Source organism: Metabacillus mesotrionivorans, from assembly GCF_052171315.1.
Lineage (GTDB): Bacteria > Bacillota > Bacilli > Bacillales > Bacillaceae > Bacillus_P.
The window spans coordinates 41,010-66,544 of the sequence record NZ_JBQMFF010000007.1; the positions used below are offsets into that span (position 1 = coordinate 41,010).

Below are 25,535 nucleotides of genomic sequence, written 5' to 3' on the forward strand. Positions count from 1 at the left end.
ATCCGACGGAAAAGTCCGGGTCCCGCCTTTTTTGACGGATTAGTTCTGACAGAGGATTTAGGCGCTGGAGCTGGATGCAGATAACTTTGTTATATTATCCGCATCCTATTATTCTTTATAACTTCCTTACAACAAACTAAAGAACCATCCGGAAGAGTTTCCGGATGGTTCTTTTCATAGTTCATCTGCTATCCAATCATCCCAAGCACAATTCCGCCGGCAGCAGCCAGCAGTACGACAAGCCATGGAGGCAGTTTAAAGTAAACAAGCAGAGCGAATGCTGCCAGGGCAAGGGCAAAGTCTCCTGTCGATTTAATCGCACTTGTCCAGACCGGATCGTAGAGTGCAGCAAGGAGGATACCGACTACAGCGGCATTTACTCCCATCAGTGCTGCCTGCACGCTGCTTTTCTCCCTGAGAAAATTCCAAAACGGAAGCATGCCGACAACCAATAGGAATGAAGGCAGAAACATGGCAGCTGTCGCAACAAGAGCTCCTGTTACACCGTTCATTGACGCCCCGAGATAACTCGCGAACGTAAACAGCGGTCCTGGAACCGCCTGGGCGGCCCCGTACCCGGCAAGGAAGGTTTCCTCAGAAATCCAGCCCGGAGGAACAACCTCTCTCTCGATCATCGGAAGAACGACATGCCCTCCGCCGAAGACGATCGATCCGACACGGTAAAACGTATCAAACATTGCCATCCAAATAGACGGGAAGACCTGGCGGAGCAGCGGAAGTCCGATCAGCAGTCCCGCGAAAAGAAACCAGGCTGCAGCTCCTGTCTTTTTACTGATGGAAATAGCAAGTTTATCAGCCTTTGGAACGTCCTGATTCCGGTACATGATGTAACCGGTCACTCCGGCAATGATGATGATGGCAATTTGTCCGATTGCTGTCGGGAAAAACAGGGCGCATACCGCAGCAATCACAGCGATGGCAATCCTCGGCCGGTCAGGGGCAAGATTTTTCCCCATTCCCATAATCGCCTGTGCAACAACCGCAACTGCAACAATCTTCAGACCCGTGATCCATCCGGCATCTTCAGCCTGAAATCCGGTAACAAAGTAGGCAAACAGGATAAGGGCAATCACAGACGGCATCGTGAATCCAAACCAGGAGATGAAGCCACCGACCAATCCTCCTCTGACAATTCCTATGGATATGCCCACCTGGCTGCTCGCAGGTCCGGGCAGAAACTGGCACAGCGCCACAAGATCTGCATAACTCCGTTCGTCAAGCCACTTCCTCTTTTTCACATATTCATCTCTGAAATAACCCAGATGAGCCACTGGCCCGCCAAATGAAGTGAGGCCAAGCCTCGTTGACACCAGCAAAATTTCAATCCACGTTTTAAGCATTAATACTCCTCCCTCAACACTTCTTTTGCAAGCTCTCTCAGCATTCTTTTCGCATCGATGAGCGCTTGCTCTCCTTCTTTTGTGATGCTGTAGTATTTGCGGATCCGGCCGTTTTCCTTCCGGTCTTCCCTTGTTAAATAACCTGCCTTCTCAAGATTGTGCAAATACGGATAGAGTGTTCCGGGCCCGATATCATATCCGTGGCTTCTAAGCTCCTCAATCATGAAAGAACCGTAGACCGGCTCGATTTTCGCATGGTACAGAATGTGAATTTTAATGGCGCCTAAAATAAATTCACGCACGAATGACCATCACCTTTCCTGATATCGAAGTCCGATATCGCTAATCAATATTGTAACAAAGAATAATTAATTTCATGTAAAGATTGAAGATTTTTTATCCTATAAAAAAAAGCCTCCGCTGGAAGCTTTTAGTGATGAGAATGTTCTTCGTTTTTTTCTTCTTCCTTATTTGTGAGAGCGCCTTTCCCGACAACAAATTCTTTTTTGGGCATAACATGCAAGTCACGGGCCGTGACATGTGTCTGAACAAAGTAGCTGCCTTCTTCACTGAACGATTTCTGAATTTCATAGATGCCGTTCCCTGTGTGCTCCGCTCTGATCATTTCACTTTCTTCCTTGCTGTCTGCCTTCCAGATTTCAAACTGCACCTCAGAAGCATTTTCCACAGCCTGATCTCCTTGGGAGACAGTGACAGATAAGGTTTCTTCCTTATTCAGGCTGATCGTTTCAGGAACGCTGATTTCAGCATGTACCATCAGTGAACCTTCTGCCGCGTTTTCTCCTTTTGAACAGGCAAAAAGAACAAATACAGCCGATACCATTAAAATCCCCGCTGCTATTCGTTTCATCTTTCATTCATCTCCTATGAAAAAATAAACCTCCCATTATTGTAACCGCTTCAATGGACAAGCACAACTCGGCCATTGTGGTTATTCTGCTTCATATACAGCCTTTCCTCCATAGAACACGGCTTTTCTCTTTGTTCTTCTCGCAATGGCTTCCGCAGAGCAGGATGCTTCTGTTAAAAGAAAATCCGCACGGTCTCCCGGTTTTGGCCAAAGCTGCTCTCCTTCTTTTGACATCGGAGTTATTCCCTTTGTGATATAGCCCAGCGACTGACTCAAGGCAAGTTCATCCTTCCACCGGTTTACCTGGGAAAGCACGTTAGCCTTCTCAAGCATATCCCCTGTCCCAAACGGATCCCAGTGATCGGTAATGCTGTCATTGCCAAGATAAACGTCCACTCCTTCAGCCTTCATTAAAGCAAGCGGCATCTTAAAATCAAGGGGGACGGTTGAAGCAATGCTGACTCCAAGTTCTGCAAATCTTATAGCAAGCTCCCGTGCTTCACCTTCTGACAGTGCAGCAAGTCCAAATGCGTGGCTGATTGTCACAGGCTTTTTGAATTTCGCATCTTCAAGCATTGTTAATAGTCGTTTGATCGTATATATGCCAAGGTGTCCTCTGTCATGCAAATGCAGATCGATTCCTGCCCCAAATTCCACAGCAATCTCGATCATCGCAGAGAGTGACTTTTCAATATCTTCATCCACTGTCGCCGGATCAACTCCCCCGACAAACTGAGCTCCGTTTCTCATCGCCTCTTTTACAAGCTCAACACTGCTGCTCCTGAGCAAACCATGCTGGGGAAAAGCTACGATTTCGCCTTCAAGCTGGTTCTCAAAGCTCTTAAATGCCTGCTGGATCAGCTCAATATGCTTCACACCGATAACCTGATCGACATTGCAGTGTGTTCTTACAAATCCGGTCCCGTTCATCAGCTGGAGCTCAAGCAGCTTTTCTGCGCGTTCCTGCACTGAGGGCAGCTGCTCGAGAAGAAGCGTTTGTTCCTCTTCTATTCTCGTAAAAATCGATTTTGCCTTAGTCGGGGCTTTCCATTTCCCTCCGTAATAGGTTTTGTCCAAATGGATATGCATTTCCGCAAACGAAGGAAGTGCCAATGCGCTTTCTGCATCGAACAACTCATAATCTTCCAACTCTCCTGAACCGGCAGGCACAATCTCTTCAATTCTCCCATCAGCAAGAATGAAATCAACCATCTCTGTTTCTGTACCTGTGACTTCTCCCAATTCATTATAAACATAGCCCTTTTCAACAAGCACATTCTTTACAAGCGTTTTCTTCACGATTACCCCTCCGTATGTCCCTTTTTCTTTTCTTGCAGAAGATCAATAAAGTTCTGTGCCGTTTTTGGCAGGTAGTGATTTTTCAAATATATAAGTCCGGATTCCCCTAACCCCTCTGTCTCTTCAAGCAGATAAATGTGAAGGCCCTCAGGCGGTTTTAATTTGATGACCGTTTCCGGGACAATCGTTGCCCCGAAACCTGCTGAGACCAGATCAAAGAGAATGGTGACATCCGAGCATTCACATATGACGTCAGGATCAAGGTCCCTTGATGTAAAAACAGATAAAATCTTGCTGTAAAGACCGAGCCCTTCTGTACTTGGGATAATGAGAGGCACATTTACAGTTTCCTCTGCTTTAACCGTTCTTTGATCAGGATTAAGCGGACTTGAAGAGACAAAGTAAAACGGTTCAGGGTCAAGATGAATGACATGATAATCATTCAGATCTAGAGGCAGTCTGACAATGGCAAGATCCAGGACTTTTTCCTTTAACAGCCTGCAAAGCTGGGCGGAATCATTCTGCTGAATTTTATAGGTCACGTCAGGATATTTCTCTTGAAAATCCTTTAATAAACTGGGCAGCTTATCGTTTGAGAGTGTGTTCACCCCGATGGACAGCTTCCCTTTTTTCCCGGTACCAGTTTCTTTCACCTCAAAAAGGGCCTCTTCCATTGCATCTGTTACTTTTAATGCATGCTGGTAAAGTTTTTCCCCGGCATCCGTCAGCTCAAGTGATTTCCCTTTGCGCTCAGCAAGAATCAGTCCAAGCTCTGTCTCCATCTGCTTCAGCTGCTGGCTGAGGGGCGGCTGGGCCATTTTCAGTCTGTTTGCAGCTGCTGTGATCTGGCCTTCTTCAGCAATTGCAATGAAATAATTCAATTGTCTGATATCCATATGCAACCCTCCCTATTACCATATGTTTTTCGTATACTTAATTGATTATATAAATATTTTTCATATACATGACTGTATGATAGCATAAATTGAATGGATGAAGATGGGTCTTTTTCAAAAATCTATTTGCCTTTCCCACTTTAAAAATGATGTTTGACAGATTAGATACAGAAGTATGTCAGAGAGGAACGATTGAAACATGAACAACTCTAAATTTACGACGCCGCTCGCCTCTGTGCAGTGGCTGTTCTTTATTTTTGCAAATACGATTGTGGTGCCGATTTCTGTCGGAACTGCTTTTGATCTGACTCCCGACCAGATTGCCGTCACGCTCAGAAGCTCCCTGATTTTCACGGGTATTGCCTGCTTTCTTCAAGGATGGATCGGCCACAGATATCCTATTATGGAAGGCCATTCAGGGATTATCTGGGGTCTGATTCTTAACCTCGGCATGTCTGCGTCATCTCTTGGGATGAGCTTTGCCCAAATTGGAGGAGGCATTGCTTCCGGCATTTTGCTAGCTGGGATTGTCACCATCATCCTCGCTGTTTTTAACTTAACTGCTGTGGTTCAGAAAATCTTTACGCCAATGGTTGCAAGCGTCTATTTATTCCTGCTTGCCTTTCAGCTGATTCTTACCTTTTTTAAAGGGATGCTGAAAATAGAAGATGACGGAACACTAAACGTGGCTGTGAGCTTATTTTCCATCCTGCTCGTTCTGTTTGTCAGCTTCCTGAAAATAAAAGGAAATGCCTTTCTCGGAAATTTCTCCATTCTGCTTGGAATTGCGGTCGGCTGGATTCTCTATTTGATCCTCTTCCCCGGCGAAACAGCAGCTGAATCCGTTTCTCCTGAAGGATCCATCTTCTTCCCGCTTGGCCTTCCGAACCTGGAATGGGGCATTGTCTTAATTGCTTTTCTCGGCGGAATGATGAACTTAAGCAACACGATCGCTTCCATCCAGGCGGCTGCGAAGCTTTATCAGGACGAACCTGAACCAGCGTCCTTCAGAAGGTCCTTTTTCCTTACAGGCTCGTATTCGGTTGGCGCTTCGGTACTTGGGCTTGTTTCGTATGCGCCATTCACCTCTACCATCGGTTTTCTGGAGAGCACTCAAATACTTCGGCGCAAACCGTTTCTGATCGGCGGAGCGATGATCACGATTATGGGAATCTTTCCGCCTCTTGTATCCATTCTGGTCACTCTCCCGATCACTGTAGGCAACGCCGTCCTGTTTGTCGCCTATCTCCAGCTCTTTGGCACTGCGCTGAAAAGCATACAGGGCAAGGCATTTGATTCAAAAACCATCTTCCGGATCGCAGCCCCGCTCCTGATCGGCGTCAGCATCATGAACACAGATCCGGCCGTGTTCCGGGACCTATCCGTCTACATCTCGCCGCTGCTTTCAAACGGACTGATGATGGGGATATTGCTGTCGATATTGTTGGAGGCGTTTGTGAAATGGGAATAGAGAAAAGCGGAATTGCTCGTTTAGCTCCGGGAGTCAGATAAGGAAACAGCGGTAAAGGCGCTTTTTGCCTTTGCCGATGGTTCCGTTCTGACAGAGGAGTTGAGCGATGGAGCTGGACAATGCGAAAAGCGGAATCAGCCGTTTAGCTCCGACAGACAGAAAAGAAATCCCCCGATAAGTCCGGGTTTGACTTTTCGGGGGATTTCTTTTCTGGTACTATCCGCCATTCCAATTCTCGGTTTTCAAAGGTGCGATTCGCGCTTGCATACCCTCCCAAATCGTTTCTCGGTTTCCGAGGGTACGATTCGCACGTTTGCTTACCCTCTCAGATCGTTTCTCGATTTCCGAGGGCACGATTCGTGCTTTTGCTTATCCTCCCAAATCGTTTATCGATTTCCGAGGGTACGATTCATTGCTTTGCTTACCCTCTCAGATCGTTTCTCGATTTCCGAGGGTACGATTCATTGCTTTGCTTACCCTCTCAAATCGTTTCTCGGTTTCCGAGGGTACGATTCAAGCTTTTGCTTACCCTCCCAAATCGTTTCTCGGTTTCCGAGGGTACGATTCAAGCTTTTGCTTACCCTCCCAAATCGTTTCTCGGTTTCCGAGGGTACGATTCATTGCTTTGCTTACCCTCTCAGATCGTTTCTCGATTTCCGAGGGTACGATTCATTGCTTTGCTTACCCTCTCAAATCGTTTCTCGGTTTCCGAGGGTACGATTCGTGCTTTTGCTTACCCTCCTAAATCGTTTCTCGGTTTCCGAGGGTACGATTCATTGCTTTGCTTACCCTCCCAGATCGTTTTTGACCTGAAAATACCGTACGTTTGAACTACTTTCTTACGCTGTCAACACGCCGGATAAAAAAAAGCAAACACAAAAAAACTCCAATCCCAATCGATTGGAGTTTTTTTTCACTCCCTCTTAAACACACTTTTTCCCATTCTTCTCACAGGCTTTAATCGCATTGATTTCTCCTCCGATCAGGATGGCAAAGCCTGATAAATACAGCCACATGATCAGCACGATGACGCCCCCGATACTTCCGTATGTAGCATTATAGTTCCCAAACTGCGAAACATAAAAGGCAAATCCGAGAGAAATCACCTGCCAAATGACAGTGGCGACGATGGCTCCGAAGTACACACTTTTCAATGTCATATCCTCATTAGGTGCAAGATAGTAGAGAACCATCAGCACCGCACACATCATAAAAAATGAAATGATGAATCTCAGGACGTTTAAGAAAATCTCATTTTCGCTCACGACAGAAAAGTAGTTGCCGACAAATTCTATAATGGCACTTCCGAAAATCGGGAGGACAAGTGTCAGAGCGAACGTCAGGACAAGTCCCACCGTCATAATGATGGCCTGGAGCCGGATTTTCCAGAACGGCCTCGTTTCCTCGACAATAAACGCTTTATTCAGTGAACGGATTAAGGCGTTGGTTGCATTAGAAGCAGACCAAAGGGCCGCTAGAAGTCCGAATGAAAGCAGGCCCCCGTTTGGCTCATTTATGAGACCGGTCAAGTGGTCCGTCAGCATGGATCCCGCCTCAGCCGGGGCATATTGCTTAATAACATCCACGATTGTCGCTGTCTCAATCTGCAGGTATGGAAGCAGTGCTACAAGAAAAATCAGCAGCGGAAATAATGAGAGCAGGAAGAAATGGGACAGGACGGCTGCCTGATCCCCTGTTTCATGAAGCTGAATGCGTTTTATCAGTTCTTTTATCATTGTGCAGCACCTCCAATTGTAGTATTCTATTTACCTAAAATCCTGCAATTGAAACCACATGTTTGCTTGCTTGTGAAACGTGGTATTCCTACTATTAAACGCATAAGGAGCATGTTCATGAAAAACGAAGCACAAGAGCGCCTGTCCAAATCATTCATTATGTACTCCATCCTTCTCATCGGCGCATGCTGTTTTGTCTTTATCGAATTTGCCGATGAAGTCATAGAAATGGAACTTAAATCCTTTGATACTCCTATCATTCAATACATACACGGCCTTCGGACTCCTTGGTTCGGCGAAATCATGTCCGCCATAACCTCCCTCGGATCTGTAACAGGCATTATGATCGGCATGTCCATTGCCCTGATCTTTCTTTTGATTGCCAGGCAATGGTGGGAAGGTCTGTTTCTGATCGTATCAGTATCCGGCTCGTCTCTTCTGAATTATTACCTGAAATGGCTGTTTAAAAGAGACCGCCCGACTTTTAACCCTCTTTTAGAGGAGAGCGGGTACAGTTTTCCAAGCGGCCATTCCATGGTTTCCTTTTCCTTTATCGGCATCTTAGCCTACCTGCTGACGACCATGGTCAGAAAAAAAAGCGTGAAAGTCCTGATTCTGGTTCTGTCGATGCTTCTCATTCTATTAATAGGATTCAGCCGCATCTATTTGGGTGTTCATTATCCAAGCGATGTGATCGCAGGGTTTGCAGCAGGCTGCGCCTGGCTCGTGATTTGTATCGCAGCATTAAAATACAAGCTTCAGCGATAACAAAAACAGGGACTCCCTTCATTGGGTAGTCCCTGTTTTTTGTTAAATAATCAGTCTGCGGTTTTGACATAAATCAAATGATCCGTCCACTCATCGTTTTCATATATAAAACCTTTTCGCGTGCATTCGTATGCCATGCCTGCACTTTGGGCCAGTTTGATTGAAGCCGTATTATCGAGGTTGATATGGGCTTCGATGCGGTGGAATTTCAACTGGTGAAAAGCCATGGAAAGAGCTTCTTTAACCGCTTCGCTGCCGTATCCCTTTTTCCAATGCTGATTATGGATGGTATACCCGATCCGTCCCCACTGAAAATCATCTCTTGCCAAGGTTGAAAAATCAACCGTGCCTATGTTTCTGCCGTCCGATTTCCTGAAAATATCAAAAACATGAGCGGTATCCGAAAGTGCGAGCCTTTGATACTTGTCTACAAGCTGATGAAACCACTCCAGTGAGCATTCACTCATATCTATTTTCCCGCTGTCGTGCCGGTTTAGTGATGGATGACGTGCTTCAAATTCATTCAGCCAGTTCTCATAATCTTCTTTTTGCAATGGTCTTATGATTAATCTTTCTGTTTCTGAAGCGATTTGAAATCCTTCCTCTGTCTCTTTCAATGCTGCAGCCCCCCTGCAAAGACTCATTCTGCGCTTTCCATTATTTCTCTATTTAAGTTTATCACAGGCTTCCGCATTAGTTTTACAAAAAAACACAAACCCCCACCAGGATTTGTGTTCTTCATTCTGCTTTTTATATCCATCCTCTGAACCGTGATGCTTCAGCCATTTTACGGCTGCCGATCATGTAGGCGGCAAGTCTCATGTCAACTCTGTGAATGAGTGCAGTCTGAAACGTGTTTTCAAACGAATCGACCATGACCTTCTGCAGACGCTCTGCGACTTCTTCCTCGCTCCAGTAGTAGCCCTGGTTGTTCTGCACCCATTCGAAGTAGGAAACGGTTACCCCTCCTGCACTTGCCAGAACGTCCGGAACGAGCAGGACTCCGCGCTGGGTGAGGATTTTGGTAGCTTCGATCGTCGTCGGGCCGTTTGCTGCTTCTACGACGATGGATGCTTTAATCTTACTGGCGTTTTCAGCCGTGATCTGATTTGAGATAGCTGCCGGCACAAGGATGTCGCAGTCGAGCTCAAGCAGCTCTTTGTTTGTGATGGTATCTGTAAAAAGAGTTGTGACCGTGCCAAAGCTGTCGCGGCGGTCAAGCAGGTAGTCAATATCAAGTCCGTTTGCGTCATGCAGGGCGCCGTACGCATCTGAAATGCCGATGACTTTTGCTCCTGCGTCATGCATGAATTTGGCGAGGAAACTGCCTGCGTTGCCAAAGCCCTGAATGACTACTCTGGCTCCTGCCAGGCTGATGCCTTTTTTCTTTGCCGCTTCTTCGATGCAGATCGTCACTCCCCTTGCTGTTGCCGTTTCTCTTCCGTGGGAACCGCCAAGGACAAGCGGTTTGCCTGTTATAAAACCCGGTGAATCAAACTCGCGCAGTCTGCTGTATTCATCCATCATCCACGCCATGATCTGGGAGTTTGTAAACACATCCGGGGCAGGGATATCTTTTGTAGGACCTACAATCTGGCTGACTGCACGGACATATCCGCGGCTCAGTCTTTCAAGCTCCTTTAATGACATTTCTCTCGGGTCGCAGATAATGCCGCCTTTTCCGCCGCCGTACGGCAGGTTGACTATGCCGCATTTTAAGCTCATCCAGATGGAAAGGGCTTTTACTTCATCTTCATTTACTTCCGGATGAAAGCGCACGCCGCCTTTTGTCGGACCGACGGCATCGTTGTGCTGGGAACGGTAGCCTGTAAAAACTTTGACCGAGCCGTCGTCCATCTGAATCGGTATGCGGACAGTGAGCATTCTCACAGGCTCCTTCAGCAGCTCATAAAATTCTTCTGAGTAGCCTAATTTCCCCAAAGCCTCTTTGATAATTGTCTGCGTCGACTGAAATAAATTCAAGCTTTCTTTTTCTTTATCTGCCTGTTGTACGTCCTTAATAATCCCCATGATTCCACCCCATTGATATAATAATAGCTTTTTATTTAGATAGTACTCTTGTAATTCTTTCAATTGCCCACTGGAGATCATCTTCTGAAATCACAAGCGGAGGTGCAAAGCGAATAACCGTCTCATGAGTCTCTTTGCAGAGCAGGCCTTCTTCTTTTAATTTTTCGCAGTACGGACGCGCCGGTACAGTCAGCTCCACCCCAATAAATAAACCTCTTCCGCGCACTTCTTTAATGAGAGGATTTTTTATTTCTGCAAGCTTCTCTTTAAAGTAAGCTCCCAGTCTCAATGAACGCTCTGCCAGCTTCTCCTCTTCCAGCACCTCAAGCGCAGCGACCGACACAGCACATGCCAGCGGATTTCCTCCAAACGTGGAACCGTGTGATCCCGGGTTGAAAACACCGAGTATGTTCTTATTTGCGGCCACACATGAAATCGGGAATACCCCGCCACCAAGTGCTTTGCCTAAAATGTACATATCAGGAGCAACCCCTTCCCAGTCACATGCAAATGTTTTCCCGGACCGGCCAAGACCTGACTGAATCTCATCAGCGATAAAAAGGACGTTTTGTTCCTGACACAGGACGGATGCCTGCTTCAGGAATCCATCAGGCGGAATAACGATGCCCGCTTCTCCCTGAATCGGTTCAATTAAAAAGGCTGCCGTATTAGGCGTAATTGCTTCTTTTAAAGCTTCAAGATCTCCGTAAGGAATCAGTTTGATGCCCGGCAGCATTGGACCAAAGCCACGCTTGTATTCTTCCTCTGATGACAGGGATACAGCGGACATTGTACGGCCGTGAAAATTTCCGATGCATGCGATGATCTCAGCACGGTTTTCTTCCACGCCTTTCACGTCATATGCCCATCTGCGTGCAGCTTTGATTGCTGTTTCAACTGCTTCTGCCCCCGTATTCATTGGCAGAACCATCTCTTTACCCGTCAGCTTTGCCGTCATTTCATAGAAAGGCCCAAGCTGGTCGTTGTGAAAAGCACGGGATGTCAGGGTGATTTTATCCGCCTGATCTTTCAGGGCTTTAATAATTTTCGGATGCCTGTGACCCTGATTCACTGCAGAGTAAGCACTCAGCATATCCATATACTCATTGCCTTCAGGATCCTTCACCCATACCCCACACGCTTCCGAAATAACGATCGGCAGCGGATGGTAATTGTTTGCTCCAAACTTGGATGTCTGCTGGATCAGTTCCTGTGATTTTGTCAGTGTTGTCATCTTGTTTCCTCCTTCATTCTTTCATTACAGATATAGATGCAAGTTCCGTGCCAACTTAGAAAAGCGGAGCCGACTGTTTAGGCCTGACAGGCAGAAAAGAAATCACCGGAAAAGTCCGGGTCCCGCCTTTTTCGGGGATTTTGTTCTGACGGAAGGACTAGGAGGCGGAGCTAGACAATATGAAAAGTATAAAACTAAATTTTGCAATTAGTATTGAAAGACGAGAGAAAACGGCTTTTGCATGCAAACTTTTTTTGCATTGCCAATATTATTTGCATTCAAAACGCAAAATTTTTTTGCGCATCATAGCGAATCAGGGTAAAATAAAAGAAAAACCTGGAGCAAAATCATGAATAAAAACATAGAATACATGCAGCTTTTCATGGAAGCCATCATCGATGAAATAGATGTCGGGCTCCATGTGATAGACAAAAACGGCACCACCATTCTCTACAACAAAAAAATGTCCCAGCTTGAATCCATGGACAGCAAAGATGTGATGCACAAAAACCTTCTTGATGTGTTTATGTTTTCAAAGGAAGGAAGCACGCTTGTGCAGGCGCTCCAAAACGGCACGGAAACAAAGAACAGCAAGCAGACCTACTTCAACAACAGGGGCAAGGAAATTACAACGGTCAATAACACCTTTCCAATAAAAAATGGCCATGAAATTATTGGCGCGGTCGAAATCGCCAAAGACATGACCAAGATCGAAAGTCTGATGAAGAACACGATGAAAGGAAGAAGCGGAACATCTTATACGTTTGACAGCATCATCGGGGAAGGGTCTGCTATAAAAGATGTGATTGAGGGGGCAAAACGGGCGACACGGACAACCTCCTCTGTTCTGATTGTCGGCGAAACCGGCACAGGGAAAGAGCTGTTCGCTCAAAGCATACATAACGGAAGCAGCCGTTCTGCCGCCCCGTTTATTTCCCAAAACTGCGCCGCACTTCCGGACAATTTGATTGAAAGCCTGCTGTTCGGCACGAAAAAAGGGGCTTTTTCGGGGGCAGTCGACCATCCGGGTTTGTTTGAACAGGCAGAAGGCGGCACGCTGCTGCTTGATGAAATCAACTCATTGAATCCAAACCTACAGTCCAAGCTGCTTCGGGCCTTGCAGGAGAGAACGATCAGAAGAATCGGCGATACGAAAGACACGCCGATTGATGTGAGGATCATCGCAACCATCAACGAAGATCCTATTGAGGCCATTACGAAAGAACGGATGCGAAAAGACCTTTACTACCGATTAAGCGTTGTCACTGTTTTTGTTCCGCCTCTGAGAGACAGAACAGAAGATATTCCTCTGCTGATCCAGCGCTTTATCAGGAAATATAATGAGCTGTTCCAAATGGAGGTTAGGCGCGTTGATCAGGAGGTTATGGACATGCTGATCACGTATGACTGGCCCGGCAATGTAAGAGAGCTGCAGCACATGATTGAAGGCGCAATGAATGTGATGGCAGATGAAGAGACAATCCGCTTCAGCCACCTTCCCATGCACTTTCGCTCCAGATCATTTGCGAGGACACCTGCCTCTGCTCCTCCCCTTGAGGTTGAGGTACACCGAGAGGAAGAGACAGAATCCATACAGCTGAAAGAGCATTTGGAGCGGACAGAAGCAAGCTATATCCGTTCTATGCTGAAAAAAAACCGCGGCAACATTACAAAAACCGCATCAGATGCCGGGCTGAGCCGCCAGAGCCTGCAGTACAGGATGAAGAAGCTTGGTATACATGCGTAAAAAAACTTTCGGGTGATCTTGACGGTTACGTTTCGGAATGCAAAATAGAAAGGACTTGCACACCATTTACCAGCTAAAATGGTGTGCTTCTTGTATTGCAACCCAATCGACTGTTTTATCCTATTCCTTTTCAGGTTTCTTATTTAAAATAAAGCGAAGTTCATTAATATCATCATCAGATAGCGTATCTTCCTGAATGAATTGGACAAGCATGGATTTCAGGGTGCCTCCATAGATGCGGTTGATAAATGATTCAGTTTCGGCACGCTGGCACTCTTCCTGTGTATAAAGCGGGTAAAAGGTGTAAATTCTTAGATTTTTATTGACGCCCACTACATCTTTTTGAACCAGTCGATCGAGAAGAGTGCGTATCGTTTTCGGCTTCCAGTCGGTACTCTCCTGTAAGGAGGATATGATGTCACTCGCTGTTTGAGGGGCTTTTTCCCAAAGCACGTTCATGATTTCCCATTCTGATTCTGAAATACTAGGTATGTTTTTCTCCATATTTCACCCCTCCATTTCCTTTGTAGATTCCTAAATCCCGTAAGATTGATAATGTAATTTCTGACGCCTTGCTTCCTGATGAATCAACTTTGTTTTGTATATTGGCAGCAAAGAAATAAGTATTGTCCTTCGTCTCTACATAACCGATAAACCAGCCATTGATGTTTTTTCCATTCACTGTTCCTGTACCTGTTTTTCCCGATAGGCGAGCTTCTTCATTCTTTTCTATGAGCAGTGCTTCTTTAACAGTTTGGATATGCGTTTGCTCATATCCAAATTGGTTGTGATAAAAGGATTGCAGAAGTTGGACTTGCTCGACTGGAGAAATTTTCAATGAGGATTCGAGCCAAAATTCATCTAATCCTCCTGATATATCAGAATTTCCATAGTTTATCTCTTTTAGATTGGATTGTATGATTTCAAATCCTGTTCTGCGATCTGCTTCTTGGAAATACCAGCTTACAGATTTTTGCAGAGCAGATGAGACATCCTGATCCTCATTCCAAGCGTCATAGGGCTGCTCTGTCCCATCCCATGCAAGAGTGGATTCTTCAGGTGAAATCACATTTGATTCTAGTGCAAATAAGGCACTGTAGATCTTGTAAGTGGAATCAGGTGATACCCGCAGCGTACTTTTCTCTTCATTATAAATGCGATATTGCTTTGCATTCTCATCATATAAAACAAAGCTTCCTTCATACCCTTGAAAGAATTGATGTAAATCCTCATACACTGCTCCGTCATTATTAAAATAGTATCGGTCGTTTTCCGTCGCAAATGCAGAAACGAAAGGTAACTGGATTGTCAGAATGATGCTGGCCAGCACATAAATAAAGATGCTTTTTCTTATTGATTTTCCTGCGGAATGCTTGTAGTCAGAAATGTGTTCAATCCGTTTTTTGATTTGAACCTTCGAACCGTTTAATTGCGTCACTAACTGCAGCTTGCTTGACCGCTTTGAAAGAGCCAGAAAATTAATGATTGTATGTCCATAATCACTAAAAGAGTGATCATCCAGCAACTGTAAGACAGATGCATCACATGCAATTTCCCGATCGAATCTCATTTTTCTAAAAGCAAGCCAGATAAGGGGATTAAACCAATAAATAATTTGATAGAACAATATCACGTAATTTGTCAGCAAATCCTTGTTTTTATAGTGACTCAGTTCATGAAGAAAGATATACTCGTAATTTTTCAAGCTGAGCCAGTGTTCATGCTGAGAAGGTAAAACGATAAATGTCTGAAATAGTCCGAATATCATTGGCGATTGGACTCTTTTCGAACGAACAATCTTTATTGATTTTTTAATCTGCAGTCGTTTCTTGCATTCTTCAAAAAGCACGAGAACTTCGTGATCGGCAAACGCAGAAGAATCCTTCTTTATCCTGCTAAGTTCGATCAATCCGCGAACCATAGTAAAGGCAACTATAAGCATCCCCGAAACCCATAAACCCGCCACACTCATAGTAAGCAAAGACAGGTCCGGCCGGTTGACAGATTCAGAAAAATCTTGAATAAGGTTCAGACTCTGCATCGTTCCATTTTTTTCTGTCTGAGAGCTGGGTGCATTAGCCTGATATGTATCTCCGCTGCTAAAGAGAGAACTAAAATGATATAAATCAGCCGGTATGAATGGAAGTGCTAAAGACAAAAAAAGAAACATCCACAAATGATAAGTCCATTTTGCTGTTAATTGTCTTCGAAACCATATTCGTATAAGCAGAATAACAATAATAGAAAATGAAGACACCAGCAGACCTATTATAAACAAAGGTAAAGACATGTCTTTCAATACCACCTCTCTTGACTATAAATTTTTAAAAAACAGAAATATAGCATATTTATAGTGGCTTGATGACAAAAAAATAAAGTATTGACTTCATTCGATTACACATGTAATACTATACTACAGATGTAGTCGGACTACAAATGTAATCATTTTAATAGTCCTTGTATGAGAATAAACATTCAATTCGTACATTAGTAGGTCTTCATTCTACATCCAGAACAAAAGCTAGGGCGCAAGAGTTAAAGAGGCGGTTGCCATCAGAGAAGCATACATAATAAATACTTTTTAGAAAGAGGTTGAATGTTAATGAAATCATTAAGCAATATTTATCGTAATTCATCTTTCAAAAAAATAGTGCCTGTTCTATTCCTTTCATGTGCAACGCTTATAGGTTGTTCAAACAATAATGTGCATACCGATATAACTAAACCCAAGGAACAAGAAAATGCCACTAATCATGATTTTGCTGAGCTTGAAGAAAAATTTGATGCCAAACTTGGTGTCTTTGCCCTGGATACTGGTACAAACCGGACAGTAACCTATCATCCAGATGAGCGTTTTGCTTATGCATCCACTCATAAGGCTCTGGCTGTAGGAGCCCTTTTACAACAGAAATCAATAGAAGACCTTAATCAAAGAATTACTTATACACGCGAGGATCTTGTTAATTATAATCCGATTACAGAAAAGTATATTGATACGGGGATGACTCTTAAGGAGCTTGCTGATGCTTCTCTTCGATACAGTGACAATACTGCCGGGAACCTTATACTCGAACAATTGGGCGGACCGGCCGGATTTAAGAAAGCACTGGAGGATATTGGAGATAACACGACAAGCCCTGAGCGTATGGAGCCAGATTTAAATGAAGTTAATCCTGGTGAAACCCATGATACGAGTACACCAAGAGCACTTGCTGCCAGTCTTCAGGCTTTTATATTGGGAGATGCACTTCCAACTGAGAAACGTGAACTTTTAATAGATTGGATGAAGAGAAACACTACTGGGGATGCGTTAATTCGTGCCGGAGTGCCGGAAGGATGGGCAGTGGCTGATAAAACTGGATCAGGATCATACGGAACGCGCAACGACATTGCGGTCATTTGGCCACCAAAAGGAGATCCTATTGTGCTTGCTGTCCTTTCAAGCCGTGATAAAAAAGATGCATACTATAACGACAAGCTTATTGCTGAGGCAACAGAAATAGTAATGAATGACCTTAAAGTCAAAAATAAATAGATAAAAAAGAGGAACTCCATTTACAGCTGGAGTTCCTCTTTTTATTGTACTGAGTGGAACATGTATTGTTCTTATGCAGCCTCTTTTATGCTGCTTTTTCTAATCTCTGAAACAGTTTTGATTTTGAAATTTTTAAACACGATAGAGCCGATGAGCCCTGTAATTCCGCCGGCTACGGCACATAGTGCAGCTGCGATTGTAACGGTCATAGGATCATTGAAGCCGTACATAACAGCAAGGCCTGCAATCGGTGTGGCTGTTCCAGTCGCATCATTGACAAGACCGAAAAGTGAAACAACAACCCCTGCAGCGGCCCCGCCGAAGAAATTAGTGACGTAAACAGGCACAGGATTCGCGGTAATAATGTCCGCCTGTGTAAGAGGCTCTATGGCAACGGCAATCGTTGTCCGTCTGTCGCCGAATTTCAGGCGGCTGAAAAGGACATAGTTCATAAAGGATGACCCGAAGACTGCAAGTGCACCGATTGCCATCGGCAGACCTGTTAATCCAAGCATGGCAGTAAGAGCCATTGAGCTTAGCGGCGCAGTAGCAACCACTGTAATGACTCCGCCAAGAATAATTCCCATCAGAACCGGATTGCTGTTGGCCGTTTCGGTAATAATGCCGCCAATGTTCAGAAGCGTCGCATCAACTACAGGGGTCAGACCGTTTCCGATGAAGCGGACAAGCGGCGCCGCCACAATGATCGTAACGAGCAAATCCAATCCTGCAGGCGTTTTTTTCTCAATCCATTTCACCAAAAACGCCACAACGTAGCCCGCAAAAAATCCCGGCAGCAAACCGAGTCCCGCACAGGATACACCAAGCATCAGGGCATAAACCGGCGATACCCCGAGCGCAAGTGCGACAAGAGCTGCAGCTGCAACTCCTCCCATACTGCCTGCGGCATCTCCCACTTCTCCGAGAAATTCAATTTTCAGGAGATCTCCCCCTACAAATCGCTGAAAGGCTTCAACCAAAAAGGCCGCCACAGCAGCGTTTGCCAGAGCCCCCATCGCTTTCATGCCCTTTGGAGCTTTATAGCTGAATAATGAAAATAAACCAAGTACGACTAATAAGAGCACTGTTCCTTTTACTAAATCCATCTGTCTCTCTCCCCCGGCTGAAAAAGAGCCCTGTTGCTCTTTCACGTAATCTGTATTCATTTCAATTAAAAAGCCCCTATTTTCCCACACCATCAGCCGCTAGACAGAAAGCATGGCAAAATAAGAGCATGGAAAGGACTCGGTCAATCTGAAAGACTTCAGACTGATGCATCCGTATGAACTCATTTTTTGCTGTACACACTTTCTTGTAGTCTGTCATTTTATCGGCTGCCAGGTAGAAACGTTCAGACCCTCTTACCTGAAATTATACAAGAATAAAAAATTTTGAATAATACGTAAAAGTATAACTCATAATGTCCCTTCTAACAACAGCCTGAAAAAGTTCAGAATTGTCTACTTTTTCAGCGCCTTCAGTACCTCACCGAGATATGGATTGTCTTTGTTTTCAACTTTATAAGCGGCAAAAATGGTATTCTCCACTTTGCGTTCGGGAAACAGGATCTTTATTTTTCCTGCATGGAGGGAGTCCTTTATCAAATAGTCCGGCAGAACACTGATCCCCATTCCCAGTTCAACTGCTTCAAGAATGGTTCGTAAATCAGGAAAAACGCAGTGAGGCTGAACTTCCGGCCGCTTTCCGAAGTGCACCCTGAAAAACCTCCTGATAATCGGGAGTTCAAGACCATAACTGAGCCATTTCTGGCGTTTCATCCAGTCTTCAGTTTCCTCCGCTTCAGGATAACCCGCAGGAGCAACAAGGACAAAATGCTCGTCCTCTATTTTTTCATAATCAATACCCGCTACCTGAACCTTCTGAGTCGTTAAAATGAGATCCGTTTCATCTTTTTGCAGAGCATCCAGAAGAGCCGGAGCCACATCAAAGTGAACCGACATCCGGATGTCCATCTCAGACAGCTTTGCTAAAGCTGCTTTTGTGAAATACTCTGTTGGCGATCCTATCCGAATCAGCGGCGCTGAAGATGCAGATGCTGAGGCATACCGGATCGACAGCGTCATTTTTTCAAGGTTCTCAATCAGCGGCACAAGCTTTGTGTAAAGTTCCTTCCCTTTCTCTGTCGGAATCATCTTCCGCGGAGCCCGCGTGAACAGCGGTTCGCCGACTTCGGCTTCAAGTGCTGCAAGGTGCTGGCTCATCGCAGGCTGAGTAAGAATGCGGGCTTTTGCAGCTCCGGAAACAGATCTGTGCTGGTAGATGCTGATAAAGCTCCGGTACCATTCAAAATCAATCATTTCAAGCTCTCTCCCTTTAGTTCTGTTATAAAAATTTTTATCGTTATCACTATGAAGTATTCTTTTATTATAAAAAAAGGACACCGACGGACTAAGCGGTCGGTGTCTGGCTGCCGTTTGTTACAGTTTTCTCAGTTTGAGCACTTGCCGGCTTTCCATTAAATCTGCCGTATTTTTTCTGTAGGCCTGATAATGTGCCGAATCAATGTGCTGCTTCAGGGCCTCCGCATCTTTCCACGTTTCGTAAAAGACAAATACACGTTCATCTTCAGCAGATTCGTGAAGCGTGTATTCCATGCATCCTTCTTCAGCACGCGACGGCGCCAGCACGTTTTGAAGCTCTGCTCTCAGTTCCGCTTCCCTGCCTTGTTTGGCTGTTAATATCGCTGTGATTGTAATCTGTTGCATAACTGGGTTTCCCCCTTTGCCTTATTTTATTTTTGCAACAATTTTTCCTTTTACATGACGGTTAGAAAGTTCTTCAAGGGTTTGCGGCACTTCTTCGAGTGAGATGACTCTCTCAAGCAATGGGGAAACTTTTTTCTCGTCGACCATTTTAAGCAGCTCATCACCCATTTTTGCAAGATCGCGCTCTGAAATGACATCATCGTGATGATGAATAGCATTTAAAGCAATTTCATGGAAGGAGATAACCTTTGTAAATGGTTTCACACGGGAGTAATCAGGTGCTCCTGCAATGTGGGCGATGTGCCCGTTATAGGCAATCAAATCAAGTGAAGCAGTAGCATTGTCTCTTCCGACTGTATCAAGAACAGCGTCCACTCCCCGGCCGTCTGTCAGCTCCATTACTTTTGCTTTTACATCTTCTTTTGTGTAATCAATGACATGATCTGCTCCGAGTGAAAGCACATAGTCATGATTGCGTTCGGATGCTGTTGTAATGACTGTTTTGCCCGCAGCTTTTGCAAGCTGAATGCCAAAGCCGCCGACTCCGCCTGCTCCGCCGTGGATCAAAATTGTCTCGATAGCATTCATCGGAAGCTTGCGGAACAGCGCCTGATACGCCGTGTATCCTGCTGTTGGAAGAGCTGCCGCTTCTTCAAACGTGATGCTGTCCGGTATGCGTGAAATCGTATGAGCCGTTGTCACACCATACTCCGCATAGGCCCCTCTTTTATTGAAATCTCCGTGATATACGACGCGGTCTCCCTTTTTCCATTCAGTGACGCCTTCTCCCACCTCGTGAATGGTACCAGCTGCATCAAGACCGAGGATATGCGGGAATGACCAGTTTGGGTTGCCGTTTGTTCCTGTTTTATAGTCAACAGGATTCAGCCCGGCTGCATGGATTTCGACTACAACCTCACCCTTCTGAGGTGCCGGTTTTTCCGTTTCTTCAATCTTCATGTTCTTCCATTCGTTTTTGCCGTTCAGCAGTAATGCTTTCATATTTTCTGACTCTCCTTATGTGTTAGTTCATCAATTAGTCTTTCCTGTGATTTAAAAAAGTCCTTCTCTTTTTGCGACAAAAGAACCTTACATAAACGAAGAAGACCTGTAAACCGCAGTTTACAGGCTTCCGCCGTGAATTAGCTCAATTGTTTAACGACTTCTTTAGCTACGCTGATTGTAGACTGCGGGTTTTGTCCCGTAATAAGACGGCCGTCAGCTTGAAGATGGTCTGTCCAGTTCTCAGCTGCCACAAATTTTGCTCCAAGCTCGCGCATGCGTGTTTCAAGAAGAAACGGCATGAAACGGTCAAGTGTTGTGGCTCTTTCTTCTTCATCTGTAAAAGCTGTAACAGCTTTTCCTGCAACAAGCGGCGTGCCGTCAGAAAGCTTGACTCCGACAAGACCGGCTGGACCGTGGCACACGGCAGCTACAATTTTGTCTGCTTCATACAGGTCACGGATCAATTCCTGAAGCTTCACGTTATCCGGAAGATCAAACATCGTTCCATGTCCGCCCGGAAGGAAAATGGCATCAAAAGCAGATGCATCTTTCACGTCTTCAAGTTTTACTGTATTTTCAAGGTATTGAGCTGTATCAAGAATTTCCTGCGGAGTTTCTCCGCCTTCTAGGCTGCGTGCATCAACCGGTGCTTTTCCGCCAAGGGGACTTGCGACTGTGATGTCAAAGCCTGCTTTTTTAAATTCAACGTAAGCTTCCCCGAATTCAGAGAGCCAAAGTCCTGTTGCGTGATCCTCGTTCATTTTGTCAGCCGTTGTAACGACCATTAATATATGTTTACTCATAATATGTTACCTCCTGAGTGTGTTGGTTTGTTTAACAATTCCTAGTTTAGCGCGATGTTATCTATAATACAAATTAGATAATTATTGTTTATGTATAAATATATTTATTCACAGGACCCGTCCCTTTCCGCTCTAGGGGAGCTTCCTGATATGAACCGCTGGCAGGACTTTTATGTTCATTGCAGATTTCAAATCGCACCCGTTCCCTTGCGCTCCAGTCCACTGGAGTTTTACTTATGTATGTTCGTTTTAAGCATCAAAAAAACCAAGCCAAAAGCGGCTTGGTCTGAAAGGTTATTTCACTTTTACAGAAACAGGCTGGATATCAAGGACGGCATTTACAAATGAGTAATCATCTTTGCCGCCGTCTTTATAGCCCCAGAATCCGTCGGTTTTTTCTGTTTTTCTGAATGTGAGCTCAACGCCTTTTCCCTGGTTGAAGGCATAGCTTTTCACTTCTTTTTCACCGAAGTTGTCAACAAGGTTGTAGGAAATGAATTTGCTTAGTGTGCCGTGCGGAGTCAGTACGCCTGAGTGCGGCACTGCCTGGTAATCTCCGTATTCGTATCCTGTTGTGCTGACTTTGTGTTCGCTGATGCTGAATTTCTTTGTTTTAAGGTCGAAAGCGTCACCTTCTGCGAGTGAGGACAACTGAATATTTTTATATTGGCTTTGAGCCGCAGGGTTCGTCTGAACTTCTGACAGATCGACAACTGTAACCCCTGCACGGCCGACTACTTCTATTTTCTTCTCGGCATTGCGGACAACCATGGCCGTATCTTCATCAATTCCGTAAGAGAGCTGATTGCGGTCACCTTTTTCGTATGCTGTTGCGATCAGTCTTCCAAGACGGGCTTTGTTGTCGAAATGCTGGTCAATGATGCCGTATTGGAAGAAGCCAAGTCCGCGCTCGAGATATCCCGGTCCGCCTTCCTGCTGCTGCATGCCGTCATAGGTGTCAGTGAACCCTTTTGCAAGAGTGTCAAGACTTCCTCCGCCTGCGAGCATAACATCACTCATGATGGCTGCCCCGGCACTTGTTCCTCCAAGGACGGCCCCTTCTTTATAGATGTCCCAGATGGCCGACAGCGCTTTTGATTCAGACTGATCAGTGTTGAAAAGAGCTTTCGTGATTTTCGTTTGATCTCCTCCGACGAACCAGATGGCGTCTAGTTCTTTTATTCTGGAGACTGCTTCATCTGAATTCTTCATCGCTTCCCATTCAGCTGCATCATTCTGAGGAGTGTCCTTGTAATTTGAAACAGTCACAGGCAGGATTTGAATGTTTTCTTCTTTTACTCCGTATCGAATCAGATCCTTTTTAAACGTATTGCTTGAACTTAACGACCCGCTTGCTGCCGGAACAATTCCGAATTTGGCATCCGTTTTCCCGTTTGCCAGGTCGATGAACGATTTGTAAACCGATTCGTTGGTTGATCCAAGAGCGCCGCCTGCAATGACCAGATTTCCTTTGATGTCACCCCGGTCCTGTTTACTAGGAACCGTAAAGTCAGAAGGTTTATAGTCTTTGAACGCCTTGTCATCCTTCGTAAATGAAACACTCACCGGCGAGACATCCATTTTGACCTTCACAATTGAATAGTCATCCTTCTGCCCGTCCTGATAGCCCCAGTAGCCGTTTGTTGCAGCCGTTTTACTGAAGGTCAAAGCAAACCCCTGCCCTTTGCTGTCGTAGAGATAGCTCTTGACTGCATCCGCTGATTCGTTGTCTGCAAGCGAATAGGAAAGGTATGGCTTCAGCCTTCCGTATGATGTTAAAACACCTGTTGCATCAAGCGGCTGGAATGAATAGTATTCATACCCTTTTGTCCCCTCTTTGTCCTCTCTGAAAGAAAAAGCTTTCGTTTTCAGGTCAATTTTATCTCCCGGAGATAAAAAACTGACCTCAACGCCGTTTACAGGGTGCAGGTCTTTGGCGGCAGGCTTTGATTTGCTTGTATCAATAACCGTTACGCCCCCGCGTCCTGCGATTTCGGCTGTTTTTGTCCGATTATCGACAATCAGTGCCGTATCTTCATCAATTCCATATGAATAATTCTTTTTCTTTTGTTTTTCATACTTAACGGCTGTTGCGGCAAGCCGTCCAAGTCTTGCGCGCTCATCAAAGTGCTGGTCTACAATTCCGTGCTTAAAAAATCCAAGTCCCCGTTCAATATAGACAGGCGCGTACTCTTTGTCAGGATCACTCTGATCCTTTGTTGTAAATTCGCCCTTCAGTCCCCCGAGGCTGTCTCCGCCTGTGATCATGACATCACTCATGATGGCGGCTCCTGCGCTTGTCCCGCCTATGACAGCCCCTTTTTCATAAATATCCCAGATGGCTTCAAGTGCCCGCGTCCGCTTTCCCTTGCCCTGAAAAAGCGTTTCAGTTATCTTAAGCTGATCGCCGCCGACAAACCAGACAGCCGACAGACCGTTAATTTTCGCAGCCATTTCTTTCTTATTTGCATTGCGCTTCCACCATTTTTCATTAAATTCCGTGTCACTGAAGTCATGATTTGAGATTGGGAGAATTTCAACATTTTTTGGGTCTACACCGTATTTCACAAGATCTGCTTTAAACTCATTCGATGATTTTAATTTCCCGCTCGCTGCTGGTATAATTCCGATTTTAGCATTCCCGGCGCCTCCAGCACGGTCAATAAAAGCATCATAAACCGCTTTGTTGCTGCTTCCAAGAGATCCCCCGGCAATCACAAGACTTCCTTTTATTTCTTCCTTGCCCGCGGCATTAGCCGGAATGCCGAAGCTTGACGCCAGAAGACAGGCCGCTGCAAGCATGCTGATACGTTTCTTCACACCAGTTCCCCCTCTTAATGTTGGATGCTTGTCTGTATACGCAGGCTGATTTTCATTTATTGTTCAAAGGTGCCCTTAACAAGCGGGACGCCTTCTTCAACCATTATTTTTCCTTTCGCAATGACCGTGTCGATCACAAGCGATTCTTTTTCAAGCAGCACAAGATCTGCGTCATGCTGTTCGCGGATTTCCCCTTTTTTCTTAAGCTTCAGGATCCTGGCCGGGTTTGAGGTAATCACCTGCAGTGCGGTTTCAAGATCAACTCCTTCATCAAGAACAGCCGATCGTACCTCTTGATAGAGGGAAGAAACTTTTCCGACTTGAAGTCCGGCGAAATCTCCGTTTTCATCAAAATAAGGAAGACTTGCCTGTCCATCTGATGAAAACGTAATTTGTGTGACAGGCACTCCTTTTTCAAGCATCAGTCTGAGCCCCCGGCTGCACTTCACTTCCCCTTCTTCGAGGAATTGGGGAATCGTGCTCGTTGTGAAATCCACATATCCGCCAATCTCTGCATACCTGATGCCTTCTTCAAACAATTCTTCATTCCGGTTAATATGAGTCGGGTGGAAATGATGAATCGGGATATCCGTTTTTTCGGCGATTTCAAAAAGCAGGTCGAGTTTACGTTCACTGTCTCCGACATGGATTTCAAGGACACCGGCCTTCCCCGTGATCAGACCGCCGTTTCTTGCGGCGGCAGCTATTTTTGCAAGTTCTTCAAACGTCGGTTCTGATGAACGGTGATCGGAAATCGCAATCTCTCCTACCCCGATCATTTTATCGATAAAAATAAGATCCTCTTCAATTTTTCCGGTCAGCGTTTTGACGGGAGTCTGGTAGGACCCAGTGTGCAGAAAAGCCGTGATGCCTTCTTCATCCAAGGCATGAGCTTTTGCAAGCAGACTTTCAATTTTTCTTGTCGTCCCGTCTGTGCCAAGCACACCTACAACCGTTGTAACGCCTGCTTTCGTGGCATCGGTCAAGTTCAGCTCGGGGGTGCGGGTTTTAAACCCGCCTTCTCCCCCTCCGCCAATAAGGTGAACGTGTGAATCGATGAACCCCGGAACAAGAAGTTTCCCCGTTCCGTCAATGACATGAACAGACAGTGCTGAAAGATCAAGATCAATCCTGTCTTTGATGTAGCCGATTTTGTCCGCAGTAAGAAGAACATCCTTCCTGCCTAAATAATGCGGCGCGTAAACTTCTGTATTTTTTATAAGTGTAAGCAA

At 45.3% G+C, this 25,535-nt stretch carries 22 protein-coding genes and 1 riboswitch; of the genes, 4 read left to right on the plus strand and 18 right to left on the minus strand.

All coding sequences use genetic code 11. The features are described 5' to 3' along the window. Positions 1-188: 188 nt before the first annotated feature. From chrA to ACTSEZ_RS16805, 5 genes are all read right to left on the minus strand, one after another. Positions 189-1,361 carry a chromate efflux transporter gene (chrA, locus tag ACTSEZ_RS16785; protein ID WP_369735432.1) on the minus strand — a complete coding sequence of 391 codons (1,173 nt, stop codon included), beginning with the start codon at positions 1,359-1,361 and terminating at the stop codon, positions 189-191. After that, positions 1,361-1,663 carry a PadR family transcriptional regulator gene (locus ACTSEZ_RS16790; RefSeq protein WP_369735433.1) on the minus strand — a complete coding sequence of 101 codons (303 nt, stop codon included), beginning with the start codon at positions 1,661-1,663 and terminating at the stop codon, positions 1,361-1,363. Before ACTSEZ_RS16790 ends, chrA begins: the two co-directional genes overlap by 1 nt. A 128-nt stretch (positions 1,664-1,791) precedes the next feature. Then, positions 1,792-2,232 (minus strand): FixH family protein, encoded by a 441-nt coding sequence (locus tag ACTSEZ_RS16795; protein WP_369735434.1) that lies wholly within the window; start codon positions 2,230-2,232, stop codon positions 1,792-1,794. An 81-nt stretch (positions 2,233-2,313) separates the two neighbouring features. Then, positions 2,314-3,531: an amidohydrolase gene (locus tag ACTSEZ_RS16800; RefSeq protein WP_369735435.1), complete on the minus strand. Its 1,218-nt coding sequence runs from the start codon at positions 3,529-3,531 to the stop codon at positions 2,314-2,316. Between the two features lie 2 nt (positions 3,532-3,533). Beyond that, on the minus strand, positions 3,534-4,427 hold the full coding sequence (locus tag ACTSEZ_RS16805) for a LysR family transcriptional regulator (protein WP_369735436.1): 894 nt from the start codon (positions 4,425-4,427) through the stop codon (positions 3,534-3,536). Positions 4,428-4,626: 199 nt separating this feature from the next. Between ACTSEZ_RS16805 and ACTSEZ_RS16810 the strand changes: the two genes are divergently transcribed. After that, positions 4,627-5,898, plus strand: coding sequence for a uracil/xanthine transporter (locus tag ACTSEZ_RS16810; protein WP_369735438.1), 1,272 nt, complete (start codon positions 4,627-4,629; stop codon positions 5,896-5,898). Positions 5,899-6,821: 923 nt separating this feature from the next. Here ACTSEZ_RS16810 and ACTSEZ_RS16815 read toward each other — a convergent pair. Then, entirely contained in the window at positions 6,822-7,634 is an 813-nt protein-coding gene (locus ACTSEZ_RS16815; protein ID WP_369735439.1) for a YihY/virulence factor BrkB family protein, read from the minus strand. 117 nt (positions 7,635-7,751) lie between these two features. On the opposite strand from ACTSEZ_RS16815, the gene ACTSEZ_RS16820 reads away from it, so the two are divergent. After that, positions 7,752-8,402 (plus strand): phosphatase PAP2 family protein, encoded by a 651-nt coding sequence (locus ACTSEZ_RS16820; RefSeq protein WP_369735441.1) that lies wholly within the window; start codon positions 7,752-7,754, stop codon positions 8,400-8,402. Positions 8,403-8,452: 50 nt separating this feature from the next. Here ACTSEZ_RS16820 and ACTSEZ_RS16825 read toward each other — a convergent pair whose 3' ends face one another. The 3 genes from ACTSEZ_RS16825 to ACTSEZ_RS16835 all read right to left on the minus strand — a co-directional run bounded on the left by ACTSEZ_RS16825 (position 8,453) and on the right by ACTSEZ_RS16835 (position 11,667). Beyond that, complete coding sequence (locus tag ACTSEZ_RS16825; protein WP_369735442.1) at positions 8,453-9,046, minus strand: GNAT family N-acetyltransferase; 594 nt, start codon at positions 9,044-9,046, stop codon at positions 8,453-8,455. Between the two features lie 106 nt (positions 9,047-9,152). After that, the gene (locus ACTSEZ_RS16830) at positions 9,153-10,433 is read right to left on the minus strand and encodes a Glu/Leu/Phe/Val family dehydrogenase (RefSeq protein WP_369735444.1); all 1,281 of its coding nucleotides are present in this window, start codon (positions 10,431-10,433) and stop codon (positions 9,153-9,155) included. A 31-nt stretch (positions 10,434-10,464) separates the two neighbouring features. Further along, positions 10,465-11,667: an ornithine--oxo-acid transaminase gene (locus tag ACTSEZ_RS16835; RefSeq protein ID WP_369735446.1), complete on the minus strand. Its 1,203-nt coding sequence runs from the start codon at positions 11,665-11,667 to the stop codon at positions 10,465-10,467. A gap of 349 nt (positions 11,668-12,016) precedes the next feature. Between ACTSEZ_RS16835 and ACTSEZ_RS16840 the strand changes: the two genes are divergently transcribed. Continuing rightward, positions 12,017-13,414 (plus strand): sigma-54 interaction domain-containing protein, encoded by a 1,398-nt coding sequence (locus tag ACTSEZ_RS16840; RefSeq protein ID WP_369735448.1) that lies wholly within the window; start codon positions 12,017-12,019, stop codon positions 13,412-13,414. 120 nt (positions 13,415-13,534) lie between these two features. Here the strand turns inward: ACTSEZ_RS16840 and blaI are convergent, their stop codons facing one another. Both blaI and ACTSEZ_RS16850 read right to left on the minus strand, forming a co-directional pair. Then, positions 13,535-13,918, minus strand: a complete 384-nt coding sequence (gene blaI, locus ACTSEZ_RS16845; protein WP_369735449.1) for a penicillinase repressor BlaI — start codon at positions 13,916-13,918, stop codon at positions 13,535-13,537. Then, complete coding sequence (locus ACTSEZ_RS16850) at positions 13,899-15,704, minus strand: BlaR1 family beta-lactam sensor/signal transducer (RefSeq protein WP_369735450.1); 1,806 nt, start codon at positions 15,702-15,704, stop codon at positions 13,899-13,901. Before ACTSEZ_RS16850 ends, blaI begins: the two co-directional genes overlap by 20 nt. Before the next feature lie 312 nt (positions 15,705-16,016). Here ACTSEZ_RS16850 and bla point away from each other — a divergent pair, with 312 nt between their 5' ends. Continuing rightward, positions 16,017-16,949 (plus strand): class A beta-lactamase, encoded by a 933-nt coding sequence (gene bla, locus ACTSEZ_RS16855; protein ID WP_369735451.1) that lies wholly within the window; start codon positions 16,017-16,019, stop codon positions 16,947-16,949. 71 nt (positions 16,950-17,020) lie between these two features. Here bla and ACTSEZ_RS16860 read toward each other — a convergent pair whose 3' ends face one another. From ACTSEZ_RS16860 to iadA, 7 genes are all read right to left on the minus strand, one after another. Continuing rightward, positions 17,021-18,055, minus strand: coding sequence for a PTS sugar transporter subunit IIC (locus ACTSEZ_RS16860; protein ID WP_369735452.1), 1,035 nt, complete (start codon positions 18,053-18,055; stop codon positions 17,021-17,023). A gap of 189 nt (positions 18,056-18,244) precedes the next feature. After that, a riboswitch (purine riboswitch) is annotated at positions 18,245-18,348 on the minus strand. A 61-nt stretch (positions 18,349-18,409) separates the two neighbouring features. Beyond that, positions 18,410-19,267 (minus strand): LysR family transcriptional regulator, encoded by an 858-nt coding sequence (locus ACTSEZ_RS16865; RefSeq protein ID WP_369735454.1) that lies wholly within the window; start codon positions 19,265-19,267, stop codon positions 18,410-18,412. Between the two features lie 120 nt (positions 19,268-19,387). Next, on the minus strand, positions 19,388-19,675 hold the full coding sequence (locus ACTSEZ_RS16870) for a putative quinol monooxygenase (protein WP_369735456.1): 288 nt from the start codon (positions 19,673-19,675) through the stop codon (positions 19,388-19,390). A gap of 21 nt (positions 19,676-19,696) precedes the next feature. Then, a complete protein-coding gene (locus ACTSEZ_RS16875; RefSeq protein WP_369735458.1) occupies positions 19,697-20,677 on the minus strand; it encodes a zinc-binding dehydrogenase in 981 nt (326 codons plus the stop codon). Between the two features lie 140 nt (positions 20,678-20,817). Continuing rightward, positions 20,818-21,483, minus strand: coding sequence for a type 1 glutamine amidotransferase domain-containing protein (locus ACTSEZ_RS16880; RefSeq protein ID WP_320156352.1), 666 nt, complete (start codon positions 21,481-21,483; stop codon positions 20,818-20,820). Between the two features lie 294 nt (positions 21,484-21,777). Then, the gene (locus ACTSEZ_RS16885) at positions 21,778-24,303 is read right to left on the minus strand and encodes a cyanophycinase (protein WP_369735460.1); all 2,526 of its coding nucleotides are present in this window, start codon (positions 24,301-24,303) and stop codon (positions 21,778-21,780) included. Between the two features lie 56 nt (positions 24,304-24,359). After that, complete coding sequence (gene iadA / locus ACTSEZ_RS16890; RefSeq protein WP_369735462.1) at positions 24,360-25,535, minus strand: beta-aspartyl-peptidase; 1,176 nt, start codon at positions 25,533-25,535, stop codon at positions 24,360-24,362.

What these genes read in the sequence shown, in the direction of transcription:
- chrA (WP_369735432.1), bottom strand. Translation starts at nt 1,361, where the DNA reads ATGCTTAAAACGTGGATTGAAATTTTGCTGGTGTCAACGAGGCTTGGC.
- ACTSEZ_RS16795 (WP_369735434.1), bottom strand. Translation starts at nt 2,232, where the DNA reads ATGAAACGAATAGCAGCGGGGATTTTAATGGTATCGGCTGTATTTGTT.
- ACTSEZ_RS16805 (WP_369735436.1), bottom strand. Translation starts at nt 4,427, where the DNA reads ATGGATATCAGACAATTGAATTATTTCATTGCAATTGCTGAAGAAGGC.
- ACTSEZ_RS16810 (WP_369735438.1), top strand. Translation starts at nt 4,627, where the DNA reads ATGAACAACTCTAAATTTACGACGCCGCTCGCCTCTGTGCAGTGGCTG.
- ACTSEZ_RS16815 (WP_369735439.1), bottom strand. Translation starts at nt 7,634, where the DNA reads ATGATAAAAGAACTGATAAAACGCATTCAGCTTCATGAAACAGGGGAT.
- ACTSEZ_RS16820 (WP_369735441.1), top strand. Translation starts at nt 7,752, where the DNA reads ATGAAAAACGAAGCACAAGAGCGCCTGTCCAAATCATTCATTATGTAC.
- ACTSEZ_RS16825 (WP_369735442.1), bottom strand. Translation starts at nt 9,046, where the DNA reads ATGAGTCTTTGCAGGGGGGCTGCAGCATTGAAAGAGACAGAGGAAGGA.
- ACTSEZ_RS16830 (WP_369735444.1), bottom strand. Translation starts at nt 10,433, where the DNA reads ATGGGGATTATTAAGGACGTACAACAGGCAGATAAAGAAAAAGAAAGC.
- ACTSEZ_RS16835 (WP_369735446.1), bottom strand. Translation starts at nt 11,667, where the DNA reads ATGACAACACTGACAAAATCACAGGAACTGATCCAGCAGACATCCAAG.
- ACTSEZ_RS16840 (WP_369735448.1), top strand. Translation starts at nt 12,017, where the DNA reads ATGAATAAAAACATAGAATACATGCAGCTTTTCATGGAAGCCATCATC.
- blaI (WP_369735449.1), bottom strand. Translation starts at nt 13,918, where the DNA reads ATGGAGAAAAACATACCTAGTATTTCAGAATCAGAATGGGAAATCATG.
- ACTSEZ_RS16850 (WP_369735450.1), bottom strand. Translation starts at nt 15,704, where the DNA reads ATGTCTTTACCTTTGTTTATAATAGGTCTGCTGGTGTCTTCATTTTCT.
- bla (WP_369735451.1), top strand. Translation starts at nt 16,017, where the DNA reads ATGAAATCATTAAGCAATATTTATCGTAATTCATCTTTCAAAAAAATA.
- ACTSEZ_RS16860 (WP_369735452.1), bottom strand. Translation starts at nt 18,055, where the DNA reads ATGGATTTAGTAAAAGGAACAGTGCTCTTATTAGTCGTACTTGGTTTA.
- ACTSEZ_RS16865 (WP_369735454.1), bottom strand. Translation starts at nt 19,267, where the DNA reads ATGATTGATTTTGAATGGTACCGGAGCTTTATCAGCATCTACCAGCAC.
- ACTSEZ_RS16870 (WP_369735456.1), bottom strand. Translation starts at nt 19,675, where the DNA reads ATGCAACAGATTACAATCACAGCGATATTAACAGCCAAACAAGGCAGG.
- ACTSEZ_RS16875 (WP_369735458.1), bottom strand. Translation starts at nt 20,677, where the DNA reads ATGAAAGCATTACTGCTGAACGGCAAAAACGAATGGAAGAACATGAAG.
- ACTSEZ_RS16880 (WP_320156352.1), bottom strand. Translation starts at nt 21,483, where the DNA reads ATGAGTAAACATATATTAATGGTCGTTACAACGGCTGACAAAATGAAC.